14 protein-coding genes are annotated in these 13,587 nt (G+C 68.3%); 9 read left to right on the forward strand and 5 right to left on the reverse strand.

Annotated elements, in window-relative coordinates:
- Positions 1 to 30: 30 nt before the first annotated feature.
- A complete protein-coding gene (locus FHW73_RS16160) occupies positions 31 to 1,575 on the forward strand; it encodes a TerC family protein (RefSeq protein WP_183427792.1) in 1,545 nt (514 codons plus the stop codon).
- A gap of 7 nt (positions 1,576 to 1,582) precedes the next feature.
- Complete coding sequence (ubiE, locus tag FHW73_RS16165) at positions 1,583 to 2,344, forward strand: bifunctional demethylmenaquinone methyltransferase/2-methoxy-6-polyprenyl-1,4-benzoquinol methylase UbiE (RefSeq protein WP_183427793.1); 762 nt, start codon at positions 1,583 to 1,585, stop codon at positions 2,342 to 2,344.
- Between the two features lie 90 nt (positions 2,345 to 2,434).
- Here the strand turns inward: ubiE and nfi are convergent, their stop codons facing one another.
- On the reverse strand, positions 2,435 to 3,130 hold the full coding sequence (gene nfi / locus FHW73_RS16170) for a deoxyribonuclease V (protein WP_183427794.1): 696 nt from the start codon (positions 3,128 to 3,130) through the stop codon (positions 2,435 to 2,437).
- 113 nt (positions 3,131 to 3,243) lie between these two features.
- On the opposite strand from nfi, the gene FHW73_RS16175 reads away from it, so the two are divergent.
- Positions 3,244 to 5,238 carry a M1 family metallopeptidase gene (locus tag FHW73_RS16175; RefSeq protein WP_345776204.1) on the forward strand — a complete coding sequence of 665 codons (1,995 nt, stop codon included), beginning with the start codon at positions 3,244 to 3,246 and terminating at the stop codon, positions 5,236 to 5,238.
- Positions 5,239 to 5,422: 184 nt separating this feature from the next.
- Here the strand turns inward: FHW73_RS16175 and FHW73_RS16180 are convergent, their stop codons facing one another.
- Positions 5,423 to 5,818, reverse strand: a complete 396-nt coding sequence (locus FHW73_RS16180; protein WP_183427796.1) for a helix-turn-helix domain-containing protein — start codon at positions 5,816 to 5,818, stop codon at positions 5,423 to 5,425.
- 81 nt (positions 5,819 to 5,899) lie between these two features.
- On the opposite strand from FHW73_RS16180, the gene FHW73_RS16185 reads away from it, so the two are divergent.
- From FHW73_RS16185 to FHW73_RS16205, 5 genes are all read left to right on the forward strand, one after another.
- A complete protein-coding gene (locus FHW73_RS16185; RefSeq protein ID WP_183427797.1) occupies positions 5,900 to 6,520 on the forward strand; it encodes an NAD(P)H-dependent oxidoreductase in 621 nt (206 codons plus the stop codon).
- Positions 6,521 to 6,612: 92 nt separating this feature from the next.
- On the forward strand, positions 6,613 to 7,257 hold the full coding sequence (locus tag FHW73_RS16190; RefSeq protein WP_183427798.1) for an NAD(P)H-binding protein: 645 nt from the start codon (positions 6,613 to 6,615) through the stop codon (positions 7,255 to 7,257).
- 50 nt (positions 7,258 to 7,307) lie between these two features.
- Positions 7,308 to 7,949, forward strand: a complete 642-nt coding sequence (locus FHW73_RS16195; protein ID WP_183427799.1) for a DsbA family protein — start codon at positions 7,308 to 7,310, stop codon at positions 7,947 to 7,949.
- A 194-nt stretch (positions 7,950 to 8,143) separates the two neighbouring features.
- Entirely contained in the window at positions 8,144 to 8,878 is a 735-nt protein-coding gene (locus FHW73_RS16200) for a hypothetical protein (RefSeq protein WP_183427800.1), read from the forward strand.
- Positions 8,879 to 8,915: 37 nt separating this feature from the next.
- On the forward strand, positions 8,916 to 9,164 hold the full coding sequence (locus FHW73_RS16205; protein WP_183427801.1) for a hypothetical protein: 249 nt from the start codon (positions 8,916 to 8,918) through the stop codon (positions 9,162 to 9,164).
- A 7-nt stretch (positions 9,165 to 9,171) separates the two neighbouring features.
- On the opposite strand, the gene FHW73_RS16210 is transcribed toward FHW73_RS16205, so the two are convergent.
- From FHW73_RS16210 to FHW73_RS16220, 3 genes are all read right to left on the reverse strand, one after another.
- Positions 9,172 to 9,672 (reverse strand): hypothetical protein, encoded by a 501-nt coding sequence (locus FHW73_RS16210; protein WP_183427802.1) that lies wholly within the window; start codon positions 9,670 to 9,672, stop codon positions 9,172 to 9,174.
- Between the two features lie 93 nt (positions 9,673 to 9,765).
- The gene (locus tag FHW73_RS16215; protein ID WP_183427803.1) at positions 9,766 to 11,250 is read right to left on the reverse strand and encodes an MATE family efflux transporter; all 1,485 of its coding nucleotides are present in this window, start codon (positions 11,248 to 11,250) and stop codon (positions 9,766 to 9,768) included.
- A 105-nt stretch (positions 11,251 to 11,355) separates the two neighbouring features.
- Positions 11,356 to 12,465, reverse strand: coding sequence for a GGDEF domain-containing protein (locus FHW73_RS16220; RefSeq protein ID WP_345776205.1), 1,110 nt, complete (start codon positions 12,463 to 12,465; stop codon positions 11,356 to 11,358).
- A 512-nt stretch (positions 12,466 to 12,977) separates the two neighbouring features.
- On the opposite strand from FHW73_RS16220, the gene FHW73_RS16225 reads away from it, so the two are divergent.
- The gene (locus FHW73_RS16225; RefSeq protein ID WP_183427875.1) at positions 12,978 to 13,538 is read left to right on the forward strand and encodes an NAD(P)H-dependent oxidoreductase; all 561 of its coding nucleotides are present in this window, start codon (positions 12,978 to 12,980) and stop codon (positions 13,536 to 13,538) included.
- The last annotated feature ends 49 nt before the right edge of the window (positions 13,539 to 13,587 follow it).

Consider the following 13,587-nt stretch of genomic DNA (forward strand, 5'->3'; position numbering starts at 1 on the left):
CTCCTCCCCACGCGCGATGCAAGAACACCTATGGAATGGCTGGCCGACCCGACGATTTGGATGGGTCTGGCGACCCTGGTGGTCCTCGAGATCATCCTGGGCATCGACAACCTGGTGTTCATCGCCATCCTCGCCGACAAGCTGCCACCCGAGCAGCGCGACAAGGCGCGGATCATCGGCCTGACCCTGGCGCTGCTGATGCGCCTGGTACTGCTGGCGTTGCTGGCGTGGATCATGAAGCTGACTGCGCCGTTGTTCTCGGTCTGGGGCAACCCGTTCTCCGGGCGCGACCTGATCCTGCTTGTCGGCGGCCTGTTCCTGCTGTTCAAGGCGACGATGGAGCTGCACGAGCGGCTCGAGGGCCGGGAGCACGACAGTGGCGGCAAGAAGGCCTACGCGGCGTTCGGCGTCGTGGTCGCGCAGATCGTTGTACTCGATGCGGTGTTCTCGCTCGACTCGGTGATCACCGCGGTCGGCATGGTCGAGCACCTGGGCGTGATGTACGCCGCAGTGATCATCGCGATGGCGGTGATGATGCTGGCCAGCAAGCCGCTGACGCGCTTCGTCAGCCGCCATCCGACGGTCGTGGTGCTGTGCCTGGGCTTCCTGCTGATGATCGGCTTCAGCCTCGTCGCCGAGGGCCTGGGCTTCAAGATTCCGAAGGGCTATCTGTACGCGGCGATCGTGTTCTCGATCCTGATCGAGGCATTCAATCAGTGGTCGCGCTACAACCGCGAGCGCCACGTGCGCCAGCTGCCGTTCCGCCAGCGCACCGCCGATGCGGTACTGCGTCTGCTCGGCGCGCGTCCGGACACGGCGAGCGAGGGCGTCAGCGAGCCGGCCGAGCAGGCGCCCGATGGCGAGCGCCTTGAGGCGGCCGAGCACGACATGATCCGCAGCGTGCTGACCCTGGCCGAGCGGCCGGTGTCGAGCGTGATGACGGTGCGTGGCGACATCGAGTGGATCGACGCCACGCGCGGGCTGGGACATGCGACCGAACGCCTGGTGCAGTCGCCACACACCCGCCTGCCGGTCTGCGACGGCGAGTTGGACCGCCTGCTGGGCGTGGTGCAGAGCAGCGACCTGCTGTCGAGCGTGCTGCAGGGCCGGGCACTGAACGTGACCGAGTTCGTCCGCGAGCCGCTGGTCGTGCCCGAGGGCACGTCGACGTTGCGCGTGCTCGAACAGATCCGCGCCCATCCGATCCCGATCGCGGTCGTCGTCGACGAGTACGGCAGCATCGAAGGCATGGTCACCGCGAACGACCTGCTGGCCACGATCGCCGGCGACCTGGCCGACACCCAGGACGCCGACTACGGCGCGGTGCGCGGCGAGGACGGCGCCTGGCTGGTCGACGGCTCGATGTCGATGCAGGACCTGGCGCTGGCCACCGGTCTGAGCCTGCCGACCAGCCCGACCTATGTGACCCTGTCCGGGCTGGTGGTCCACGCACTCGACCGGATGCCGGCCGAAGGCGACGAGGTGACCATCGATGGCCATGTGCTGCGGGTCGAATCGCTGGAACGGCGCCGGGTCGGACGCCTGCGGATCGCGCCGGCTCCGAATGAGGGATAATCGGCCCATGAGCGACGAATCCTCCAGACCCGGCACCACCCATTTCGGCTTCCGCGACGTCCCCACCGGCGAGAAGCAGAAGCTGGTCGGCCAGGTGTTCTCCTCGGTCGCAGGCAACTACGACCTGATGAACGACCTGATGAGCCTGGGCATCCACCGGGTGTGGAAGCGCTATTTCGTTGCGACCGCGCAGGTGCGCCGCGGCGACCGCGTGCTCGACCTGGCCGGCGGCACCGGCGACATCGCAGCCCTGCTCAAGAGCCGGGTCGGCGAATCGGGCGAACTGGTGCTCGGCGATATCAATGCGGCGATGCTGCGCACCGGCCGCGACCGCATGACCGATCGCGGGCAGGTGCGCGGCTTCGAGTACGTGCAGTGCAACGCCGAGACGCTGCCGTTCCCCGACAACAGCTTCGACCTGGTCACGATCGCCTTCGGGCTGCGCAACGTGACCGACAAGGACGCGGCGCTGCGCGAGATGCATCGCGTGCTGCGCGTCGGCGGCCAGGCGCGCGTGCTGGAGTTCTCCCAGGTCAAGCCCGAGTGGTTCCGGCCGCTCTACGACTTCCACTCGTTCCAGGTGCTGCCGCGGCTGGGGCGGCTGTTCGCCGGCGACGCCGACAGTTACCGCTACCTGGCCGAGTCGATCCGCAAGCATCCGCCGCAGGACGAGCTCAAGTCGATGATGGACGCGGCCGGTTTCGTGCGGTGCCGCTACCGCAACCTGTCGGCCGGCATCGTCGCGATCCACGACGGCTTCAAGGCCTGACACACTGCCGCCGGCGTTGCGCCGGCCCGGGACAGCCCAGCACGCCGGCGCGCCGACGTGCCTGCGAACCGCGCGCCTTGAAGCAGCGCGTCAGAACAACGTCGGGGCGACGTCGATGGCGCCGCGCCGTGATGCGAGTCGGTCGGCCAGCCGGGTCGGCTCGGGCAGCCGGTAGCCACGCAGGCAGCGCAGCGTCCAGTCCAGCGCGCCGTCGACGCAGACCCGGTGCCCGGGGGAGACGATCAGCGGATTGCAGCGTGCGCGGCTGCGCAGCGCCCAGCCGATGTGCGCGCCGCGGTCGCGCAGCGGCGACCGGTCGCCAGGCGCATCACCGGGCGGTTCGAACTGCCCGGCCAGCCGCTTCTTGGCCACGCCGATGCTGGCAAGGCCGGTGGTCACGCCGAAGTGCGCGGCGATCCCCAGGCGCCGCGGATGCGCGATGCCCTGGCCGTCCACGAACACCAGGTCGGGCGTCTGCGACAGCTGCGCGAGTGCGGCGAGCAGCGCTGGCAGCTCGCGGAAGCTCAGCAGCCCGGGCACATAAGGCATACGGGTCGGCAGGCGGGCGATATGGGTCTCGACCGGCTGCAGCGACTGCGCATCGAGCAGCACCACCGCGGCGCGGGTGATGTCGCCGGCCTCCTCGAACCCGACGTCGAAGCCGGCAAGCCAGCGGACGCACGTCGGCAGCCGGTCCTCCAGCACGACCTGCGCGGCCAGGCGCGATTGCAGGGCACGCGCCTGGGCGGGGCTGCCGTCCCAGTCGTCGAAAGGGGCCTGGTTCATGCGCGCATGGTGCGATGCCTCCGGTCGCCTGGGCGTGCAGACCCAGGGCATCGGCAGGCCATCCGGGGCGACGGAGTAGACTGCGAGTCGGTTCTTCCGCCGCGAGACGTTCCGTGATCCGAATTCCCCCGTTCCGTTTCCCGCAGCTGGCCTCTGTGCTGCTGCTGTCCCTGTCGGCCCTGGTGATCGGCGGCTGCAAGCCCGACGCCGGCACCGCGCCGGCACCGCCGGCCAGCGAGAAGCCGCCGGCCGAGGCCGCCGACCGCGACGAACATTCCTATGCCGAACCCGACAAGGTCGTCACCGAGGATCTGGCGCTGGACCTGGCGCTCGACTTCGATGCCCGCACCATCGCCGGCACCGCGACCTACACGCTGCAGTGGAAGGACCCGGCGGCGACCGAGCTGGTGCTCGACACACGCGCGCTGACGATCGACAAGGTCGAAGGCGAGGCCGGCGGACAGTGGCAGTCGCTGCAGTACGCGCTGGCCGATGCCGACGCCACCCTCGGCAGCAAGCTGACGATCCAGGCCCCCGACCGCAATGCTCGGATCCGCGTGACCTACACCACCTCGCCCGACGCCTCGGGCCTGCAGTGGCTGACGCCGGAAATGACCGAGGGCAAGAAGCTGCCCTTCATGTTCAGCCAGTCGCAGCAGATCCATGCCCGCTCGTGGGTGCCGCTGCAGGACACGCCGGCGATCCGCTATACCTACAGCGCGCACGTGACCTCGCGTCCTGACGTGATGGTGCTGATGAGCGCGGACAACGATCCGGCCGCCCAGCGCGATGGCGACTACACGTTCAAGATGCCGCAGAAGATCCCGTCCTATCTGATGGCGATCGCCGCCGGCGACCTGGTGTTCAAGCCGATCTCCGAGCGCAGCGGCATCTGGGCCGAGCCTGCGACGATCGACCGCGCGGTCGCCGAGTTCGCCGACACCGAGAAGATGATCGCCACCACCGAGCAGCTCTACGGGCCGTACCGCTGGGAGCGCTACGACCTGCTGATCCTGCCGCCGTCGTTCCCCTACGGCGGTATGGAGAATCCGCGCCTGTCGTTCATCACGCCGACCGTCATCGTCGGCGACAAGTCGCTGGTCTCGCTGGTCGCCCACGAGCTCGCGCACAGCTGGTCGGGCAACCTGGTGACATTCGCCAGCGCCAAGCACGGCTGGCTCAACGAGGGCTTCACCAGCTACGTGGAGAACCGCATCGTCGAATCGGTCTACGGCAAGGAGACCAGCGACATGGAGTTCGTGATCGCCCGCAACGCGCTCAAGGAAAGCATCGTCTCGATGCCCGAGCCGGTGCAGGCGCTGGCGGTGAAGCCGGGCACGGTGCTCGACGCCGACGACGCGCTGAGCGCAGTCGCCTACGACAAGGGCGCCTGGTTCCTGCAGTTCCTCGAGCAGCGCTTCGGCCGTGAGCCGTTCGACGCGTTCCTGCGCGGCTACTTCGATCATTTCGCGTTCCAGAGCATCACCACCGAGCAGTTCCTCGCGTACGCGAAGGAGCATCTGTTCGACAAGTATCCGGGCACGGTCACCGACGCCGAGATCCAGGAGTGGGTCTACGGCCCGGGCATTCCGGCCTCGGCGCCGCAGGTGATGTCGCGCAACTTCGGCATCGTCGACTCCGCAAGGCTGGCCTGGCTGGGCAGCGCGCAGCTGCCGCCGCGCCAGATCACCGATGCCTGGTCGACGCAGGAGTGGCTGCATTTCCTCGACAGCCTGCCGGCGACGCTGACCCATGAGCAGATGGCCCAGCTCGACGGCGCCTACCACTTCACCGGTACCGGCAACGGCGAGATCGCGATGCGCTGGTATCCGCTGGCTGTGCGCAGCGGCTACAGCGAGGCGAATGCGGCACTGGCCGAGTTCACCGCACGCGTCGGCCGCCGCAAGCTGATCATGCCGATCTACGACGCGCTGGTGCAGACCGAGTCCGGCCTGGCGCTGGCCAAGGAGATCTTCGCCAAGGCGCGTCCGGGCTATCACCCGATCACGACCGGCTCGGTGGAGAAGGTGATCGCCGAGGCCAAACCGGCCCCGGCCGCCGAACCGGCCGCGCCTGCGGTCGACGAGGCTGCACCTGCGACCCACTGACGGCCCGCGCCGTCCCACGCGGCCGCCTTCGGGCGGCCGCGTGCGTTCTGGGTGCCATGAAGCCGCACTCACCCAGGCAATCCGCTGGTTGGGCAACTGTGGTGGGCGCGTGAGTCCGCCCCATCGTGACTGCAGCGACCGTATCCGCTGAAATGGCTTGGCGGTCTGAGCGCGTCGCGTTGGCTCAGCTGGCTTGCGCGCCCTGGCTTTCGTCGAACCTGATGCGCGCGCGCTCGATGGTCTCCCGATTGCGATTCGCCCACATGACAAGCGTCATGACGGGCGCAAGAAGTGTCCGCCCCATGTCGGTCAACTCGTAGTCGACGCGCGGCGGAATCGTGGGAAACAGGGTTCGCTTGACCAGCCCGTCGCGTTCGAGTCCGCGCAAGTTGATCGTCAGCATCCGTTGTGAGATGCCGTCGATCCGACGCCGCAGTTCATTGAATCTGACAGGCCCATCTTTGAGCGTCGCGATGATGTACAGGGTCCACTTGTCGCCGATCAGATCGAGGATCTCCCGAACCACGCGGCAGTCGTCACCTTGGCTGGGGGTAGGAAAATCCGGTTCACTCAGTGTCATGGGCGTGCCTTCTTGCGGACGATTGGCAGTGATCTTAATGTCCTTAGGAACAATAGTTCACTACGCACATTCGGAGCCATCGTGGCCAACATCCTCCTGGTGACTTCGAGCCCCCGTGGCTCCGAAGGCCTTTCCACCCGCTTTGCGACCGAGATCGCCGAAGGCCTGAAGACTCGGCTGCGCGGCACGCTTGTGACGCGCGATCTTTCGCGCCACCCACCGCCGCATATCACCCAGGCCTATATTCACGGCCGCGTGGCGGCGCCCGAGGCGCGTACGCCCGAGCAGGTCGAGGCGGTCGGATTCGCGCAGCAGTTGGTGGATGAGGTGAGTGCGGCCGACGTGCTCGTGCTGGGCTCGGGCATGATCAATTTCGGTCCGTCGTCGCAGCTCAAGGCCTGGTTCGACCATATCACCTGGCCTGGCGTTACCTTTGGCTACGGTGCAGCCGGCACGCCACAAGGATTGCTGGCCGGCAAGAAGGTCTATCTCGTCACTGCCGCAGGCGGTGTCTTCTCCCAGGGCGACTGGGCCGCCTTCGACTTCCAGACCGGCTATCTGCGGCATCTGTTGGGCTTCATCGGCCTGACCGACGTCGAAGTCGTCCGCGTGGAGGGCACCGTCTTCGGGCCCGAGGCGGCCAAGGCCGCCATCGACGCTGCCCAAGCGCACGTGCAGGCGGTCCTGGATCAGGCCGCATGAAGCCGGTCCGACGACCGCCCAGGCTGTTTGCACGCGCATGCATCTGAGCAGCAAGCGCAGGGCGCCCAGCGAGAAGACGGCAGGACGATGACATGAAGATTGCGCTGTTCGGAGGAACCGGTCCGACCGGAAGATACGTGATCGAGGAGGCGCTTCGGCAAGGATATGCGCTGTCCGTCTATACGCGGGACGCCGGCAAGCTCTCGGCCTTCGAGGGCCGGGTCGCAGTCGTTGTCGGTGACCTCGGCAATCGCGACGCGATCAAGGCATGCATCGCAGGCGCAGGCGCAGTGATCAGCGCGCTGGGGCCGAACAAGCAGAGATCGAAAGAGAAGCGGCCGGTCATGCACGGCGTGCGCACGATCATGTCTGTCATGGAAGCGCTGGGTGTGCACCGGCTCATACAGATTTCGACGGCCAGCTACCGTGACCCGAAGGATGGCTTCGATCTGAAGTCGCGCGGATTGGCGACGATGTTCAAGCTGCTGGCGCACAATGCCTATGACGACATCAAGGCAACCGCTGCACTGGTGAGTCGCTCGCCCCTGGATTGGACCCTGGTTCGGATTCCTTTTCTCGAAGATGGGCCTGCAACGGATCGAGTGGCGGTCGGCTGGTACGGCAAAACCCGGCTCGGCATGAAACTGTCGCGCGCAAACCTTGCCAGATTTCTGGTCGATCAGGTCGCAGCCAAGGCGTTCGTGCGGGCTGCCCCTGGGATCGCGGATCACGTCTGAAGCCGACGGCGCCTCAGGCTGTCGGCACGCATCACGAGAAGGCTGACATCATGTTGAAGATCGATCTCTATACCGAGATCAGCTGTCCGTGGTGCATCATCGGGCATCACCGCCTCGACAAGGTGCTGGCAGAGCGGTTTGCCGGGCTGGACGTGGATATCCGGCAACATCCGGTCCTGCTGCTTCCCGACGCTCCCGCGCAGGGTCTCTATATTCCCGATCTCCTGCGTTCGCGCTACGGCATCACCGACCCCAAGGCGTCGTTCGCCCGGCCTGAGGCGGAAGCGCGGGCATCGGGTCTCGCTCTGGACCTGAGCCGCCAACTCTGGACTTACCGGACGCAGCCGGCCCACGGGCTGATTCTCGCGGCGCGAGGACGAGGGACGCAGCATCCGCTCGCGGTCGCGATCACCGAGGCGTACTTCCTGGAAGCGAAGGCCATCTCGGACGCCGATGTCCTCGCTGAGATTGCAATGGCGTATCGGTTCGAGCGCGAGGAGGCCCGTGCGATTGCGCTCGACCCCGCGCAACACCGACGGGTCGAGCAGGCGGCGCGCCAAGCGGCAGAAGCCGGGGTCCGCTCAGTCCCTCACTTTGTCTTTGGCGGACGGATTGCCATTACTGGAGGGCGCAGCGAAGACGAGATCGCATCGGCGATCCGTGAGGCCGCGGGTATCGCCGGGTCTGCCTGAAGGCGATCGGGCCGCCTTAGCAGCACATGCAGGCCCGGGATTTCCTGACATCCGATGATCGGCTTGGGCGGATGCGCCATCGTGGCGTGTCCGCGGACGGGCACCGCAGAGCGCCGCGCTGCATGGACGCCTGCTACGCTGGTGCGATGCGCGCCGCGCTGGCGTCGCGCCCGTCGAAATTCGAGAGCCTGCCCATGTCTGCCGTTGCCCGCCCGTTCGCTGTCGTCCTGTTCGTCGCGTCGCTGGCGCTTGCCGGTTGTCAGGACCGTGAGGCGCAGGCCGCCGCGCAGGCCCAGGCCCAGGCGCAGGCCGACGAGCAGCAGGCGGTCGCCGGCGAGCGCGACTTCGAGGCCGCCGTCGCTGCCGAGAACTGGGCGCTGGCCAAGGCCCAGGCCGACGTCCTGCTGTCGCGCTACCCCCAGACGGAGGCCGCCGGCCGTGTGCGTGCGAAGTTCGACGAGGTCCGCAGCCGCGGCGACGCGGTGCGCGAGCAGGCGCGGACCGCCGCACTGTGGAGCTATGACACCCGGCCCGCGGACGGCGGGCAGCAGGTGTCGGCAGCGATCTATGCACGCGAGCCGGTCGACGTTGACGGCAGCGGCGCCAAGCCCGTGCGGCTGATCTTCCGCGACCATCCGTCGTGGGGACGCAGCAGCTACCTCGTGCTGGAAGCGGGGGATTTCGACTGCTATCCCAGCTGTCGGGTCGAGGTCGCGGTGGACGAGGCCACGCCGCGCCGCATGGCCGCCAACCGCCCGCAGACCGATGAGGCGATCGCGATGTTCATTGACGACGAGAAGGCGCTGTGGCGCTTGCTCGATGGCGCGAACACGCTATCGATCGCATTCCCGGTCAAGGCCGGCGGCACCCGCACCGCGGTGTTCGAAGTCGGTGGGCTCGACCGGGCGCGGATGCCGGGCTGGCAGTGAGCCATCTGCGGCTCATCGCGCGGAAACGCCCGCTGTAATGGACGTGGCCATCGTCATTGCGGTCAGCGCCCTGGCGCTGGCGCTGCACGTCGCCCTGTTCGTCGTGTTCCGGCGCTGGATGGACCGCGACCTGGCGCTGTCGTTCGCCGGCGACGACCCTGCGCGCCGCGCCTACATGCTGGCGCAGTTGCAGCAGGCGAGGGCGCAGGGCATCGGCCGGCGCGCGCTGCCCGATTGGCTGGCCCGCGCGGCGGCGAACGCGCCGAACGACGTGCCCGCTGCCTGAGGCTCCTTCAGTTGCAGTTGGCCTGCGCGACCCGCAATTGCTGGGCGGCCGCGTCGCGTTCGCGGGCGATCGCGCGCTGCTGGCCCTCCTGCTGCGCGCGCAGGCCCGAGCGGTCAGTCGGATCGGCACCCACAGCGCCCGTCGCCGCGCGCTGTGCCTGGGTGGCGGCCAGCCCGCGCTGGGCGGCGGCGACCCGCTGATCGGACACCGGCTGCACGGAACGCTGCGCGGTCTGCAGACAGCGTTCGCGCTGCGACAGCGCCGGGGTGGGCGTGACCGGGCGGGTGACATCGTTGGAGAGTTGCCGCGTCGGCTGCGGCGCGCGCAGCGTGGCTGCCGGCGGCGGAGGCGCCGGCGGGCGCAACTGCTGCGGGGCAGGCGCGGGTGCTGCGGGCCGCGCGACCGCGGCAGGCGGGGGATCGGCCGGGTTGCGCAGCTGTTGCGCCAGGGCGGGGGGCGTGACGCCGGCGCAGACGAGCACGAGGGCCAGCAAGGGAGCGGGGCGCATGAGCGTCTTCCAGAAAGCGGGGCGGACGTCCTTCCTACAGCGGCCGGGCGTACGCCGGCGTCAATGCGCCTTGCGGCCGGGCCGTTCAGCACCTCAGTCGACCGCCTTATGCGGCCGGCAGGGTGGGACGCCGGCGACCGGTGCCGGTGGCGGGGCCGGGACTTCGGCCGGGATCGCGACCTGTTCATCGGCAAGCATGCGCGCCGCACGCCAGCCGCCCCAGCGGTAATAGCCGACCGCCAGCAGCATCGCCACCAGCGCGCTGGCCGGAAAGCTCCACCAGATCGCATCGGCGCCGAGCGTGGGCTGCAGCCAGGTGGCGAATGGCACGCGCACGCCCCACAGGGTCGCGCCCAGGATCACCAGCGGCGGCAGCACCGCGCCGGTCGAGCGCACCACGCCGAACAGCACGAAGGTCACGCCGAAAAACAGGAACGACCAGATCGCCACGCGATTGAGGTGGCGCGCGGCCTCCAGCGCCGCGCTGCCCTCGGGCAGGAACAGCGCCAGCGCGTGGCGGTCGAGACCGATCAGCACCGCGATCAGCATGCCGGTCATCAGGAAATTGATCGCCACGCCGGTCTTGGCGACCTGGCCCACGCGGTCCCAATGGCCGGCGCCGACGTTCTGCGCCGCCATCGTCGAGCACGCAGCACCGATCGCCATCGCTGGCATCTGCACATAGGTCCACAGTTGCAGCGCGGCACCGTAGGCGGCAGTGGTCTCGATGCCGTGCGCGTTCACCATCGCGATCATTGCGATCATCGCCGCCGACAGCATCACCATCTGCAGGCCCATCGGCAGACCCTTGGCGAGCAGCGCGCGGACGATCGTCCAGTCGGGGCGGTACAGCGCGCGCTCGTGACGGCTGATCCACAGCCGATGGCGGCGATGCCGCAGCCAGGCCAGCATCGCCACCAGCCCCAGCGCGTTGGCGACCAGGTTCGCAGCCGCCGCGCCGGCCATGCCCATCTCCGGCAACGGGCCCACGCCGAACAGCAGCAGCGGCACCAGCACGATGTCCAATGCGACCACCAGCAGCAGGAACAGAAACGGTGTGCGCGAGTCACCGGCGCCGCGCAGGATCGCCGACAGGAACGCCAGCGCGTACAGGAACGGCACCGCCAGAAAGATGATCCGCAGGTAGGCCTCGGCATGCGGCAGCGCCGAGGCCGGCGTGCCCATCCATTCGAGCACCGGGCCCGAGAGCGGCAGGCCGGCGAGCGCGACGAGCACCGACACGCTCAGAAAGAACGTCGCGCTGGTGCCGATGGCGCGCTTGGCCGCGGTGAGATCGTCGCGGCCGATGGCCTGCGCGACCAGGATCGTCGCCGCCATGCCGACGCCGAACACCGCGCCGAGCAGGAAGAACAGGATGTTGTTGGCATTGGCGATGGCCGCGATCGCATCCTCGCCCAGGAACCGGCCGATCCAGATCGCGTTGACCGAGCCGTTGAGCGACTGCAAGGCATTGCCGCCGAGGATCGGCAGGGCGAAGACCAGCAGCGTGGTGGCGATCGGACCGCGGGTCAGGTCGCGCGGGTGGTCGTTGGCGGGGGCGGCTTGGCGTCGGGACATCGGCGCATTCAAGCTGGCCCGGGATCGTGATGCAGTGAGGGCGCCGTCGGCGCGGAGCGGCGTGCGCGCGAATGGGCGGTCACGTTCAGTGAGACTCGTCGCCAGTCAGGGATCACAAGTGACCCCGGCAAGCGCTGGCACTTCAGAAATTGCACGCTGACCCCGGTTCTGGTTTGTGGCCGTGTCGCCCCATTCCACCCGGTTGCGCCCCGCGTGCTTGCCGCGATAGAGCGCCGCGTCCGCTACCTGCATCGCCTGCTCCAGCGAGGCTTCGTCGTCGAAGCGTCCGGAGATGCCCACAGTGACGGTGCAGTGCAAGGCCTCGCCATCCGGTGCCTGGCGCAGGATCGTCGACGCCACGGTCTGGCGGATGCGCTCGGCCACGCAGCCCGCGGTGGCCTCGTCGGCGCCTGGACAGACGACGGCGAACTCTTCCCCGCCCATCCGGCACACCAGATCCTCCGTGCGGACGGCCCCGCGCAGGACATCGCTGATGGCGCAGAGCACGGCGTCGCCCGTGTGGTGACCGTATCGGTCGTTGATGCGCTTGAAGTGATCGAGATCGATCAGCAGCAGGCGAGCACCGTTCGGATGCGGCGGTTGCAGCTTGAGCGCTTCGCTCAAGCCGCGGCGGTTGAGCAACTGCGTCAGTGGATCGCGCGCTGCCATGTCGCCAAGCCGGTCGGTCAGGCGACGCAGCACCAGCCAGACGATAAATGGCGGAATGATGGTCGCCAGCGAACACATGTAGACATAGAAGGCCACCTGGAAGTGGCCATCCATGTGCAGCGTCGCCAGGCCGCCGGCCAGCAACTTGGTCAGTTTGATCGCATTCAGCACACCGATGCCGCCGATCAGCCCGGCCAGCAGCAGCGCCTCGGCGCGGAGATCGCGCGCGAACGTCCGCAGGCCCGCGACCAGCACGACCACCATGCCGCCGAACCACAGGGCGCAGGCCGCTGACAGCAGTGCGTAGCGGGCGACCGGTCCCCAGGCCCACGCCACCAGGATCTGCACGGCTGCATAGCCCAGCACGAGCGCGGCCAACGGCCGAACCAGCGGTGTCGGTCGGTCGAAGAAGCGCAGACCGCCCACGCTGTAGGCCAGCAGCGCGCCGAGCGTGAGCGCGTGATTGACCACGCCCATCCAGCTGCGCCCCACCGACCCTTCGAGCAACTGCAGCACGTAGGCAGCACCGAGGATCAGGTTGCCCACGGCGAACGCATCTGTCCCCATCTTGTCGCGGCCCAGGCGCCTGCCGATGAGCAGGAACAACACTGAAAAGCTCAACAGGTAGGCACACAGCATGCCGACGAGAAGCTTGGCGATCATAAGGCGCTCGAAGTCGGAACAAGGGCGAAGACTGGCCGCAGGTCTGCGCGCCGCATCCGCTGAATGGGACGCCGAAGTTCCCCCTTCGGCGCGCGCGTCTGGATGTCAGGACGGGCAGTCCTGCCCCGGCCGATTGGACGGCGACAGCTTAGTACCAGCGGCTGGGCAGCGGTGAACTTGAGCCTGCGTCGGCGTCCTGACGGTGCGCGAAGGGCTGGCCTTGGTTGCGCACGGTGCCGCTGGCCGGTTGTCGACGCTTCGCTTGGCCTGCCTGGCGGGTGGGCGCCTGGCCAGTTGTTCGTTTCATCCTGATCCCCGCCTGCGTGGTGCATGGTGTGGAGGCATCGGTCGCCGATGCCCAGTCGTGCCCTTTCATCCACAAGGAGTTCGCCACCATGCCCGCACCCAGAATCGCCGTGCTCGTCGGCAGCCTGCGCAAGGCGTCGATCAACCGTCGCCTGGCCCACGCCCTGGAACGCCTCGCGGCGGACCGCGCCGCGTTCGTGCATGTGGAGATCGGCGATCTGCCGCTCTACAACCAGGACGACGACGATGCGCCCGCGCCAGCCGTCGTGCGCCTGCGCGACGCGGTGCGCGGCGCCGACGCGGTGCTGTTCGTGACGCCCGAGTACAACCGATCGGTGCCCGGCGTGCTGAAAAATGCCATCGACCATGGCTCGCGGCCCTACGGCCAGAGCGTGTGGGCCGGCAAGCCGGCTGGTGTGGTCGGGGCCTCGATCGGCAGCATCGGCTCCGCGCTTGCCCAGCAGCATCTGCGCAACATCCTCGCCTATCTCGACATGCCGACCCTCGGACAGCCGGAGGTCTTTCTGCATGCCAAGGATGGAGTTTTCGACGAGGATGGCGGCTTCGGTGCGGCCAGCCGCGACTTCATGCAGAGCTGGCTGGACGCCTACCTGGCATGGATCGCGTGTCACGGCGGGTCATCGCCCTAGGGGAGCACAGCGCCGGTGCCCTGCCTGGTGTCCTGGCGCAAGTTTTGAA

This window comes from Luteimonas sp. RC10 (assembly GCF_014192745.1).
Classification (GTDB): domain Bacteria; phylum Pseudomonadota; class Gammaproteobacteria; order Xanthomonadales; family Xanthomonadaceae; genus Luteimonas.

Bases quoted from the DNA above. Each gene is read 5' to 3' on its own strand.
- FHW73_RS16180 (WP_183427796.1), bottom strand. From the start codon at position 5,818: ATGACACTGAGTGAACCGGATTTTCCTACCCCCAGCCAAGGTGACGAC.
- FHW73_RS16160 (WP_183427792.1), top strand. From the start codon at position 31: ATGGAATGGCTGGCCGACCCGACGATTTGGATGGGTCTGGCGACCCTG.
- nfi (WP_183427794.1), bottom strand. From the start codon at position 3,130: ATGAACCAGGCCCCTTTCGACGACTGGGACGGCAGCCCCGCCCAGGCG.
- FHW73_RS16200 (WP_183427800.1), top strand. From the start codon at position 8,144: ATGTCTGCCGTTGCCCGCCCGTTCGCTGTCGTCCTGTTCGTCGCGTCG.
- ubiE (WP_183427793.1), top strand. From the start codon at position 1,583: ATGAGCGACGAATCCTCCAGACCCGGCACCACCCATTTCGGCTTCCGC.
- FHW73_RS16190 (WP_183427798.1), top strand. From the start codon at position 6,613: ATGAAGATTGCGCTGTTCGGAGGAACCGGTCCGACCGGAAGATACGTG.
- FHW73_RS16195 (WP_183427799.1), top strand. From the start codon at position 7,308: ATGTTGAAGATCGATCTCTATACCGAGATCAGCTGTCCGTGGTGCATC.
- FHW73_RS16205 (WP_183427801.1), top strand. From the start codon at position 8,916: ATGGACGTGGCCATCGTCATTGCGGTCAGCGCCCTGGCGCTGGCGCTG.
- FHW73_RS16225 (WP_183427875.1), top strand. From the start codon at position 12,978: ATGCCCGCACCCAGAATCGCCGTGCTCGTCGGCAGCCTGCGCAAGGCG.
- FHW73_RS16210 (WP_183427802.1), bottom strand. From the start codon at position 9,672: ATGCGCCCCGCTCCCTTGCTGGCCCTCGTGCTCGTCTGCGCCGGCGTC.
- FHW73_RS16215 (WP_183427803.1), bottom strand. From the start codon at position 11,250: ATGTCCCGACGCCAAGCCGCCCCCGCCAACGACCACCCGCGCGACCTG.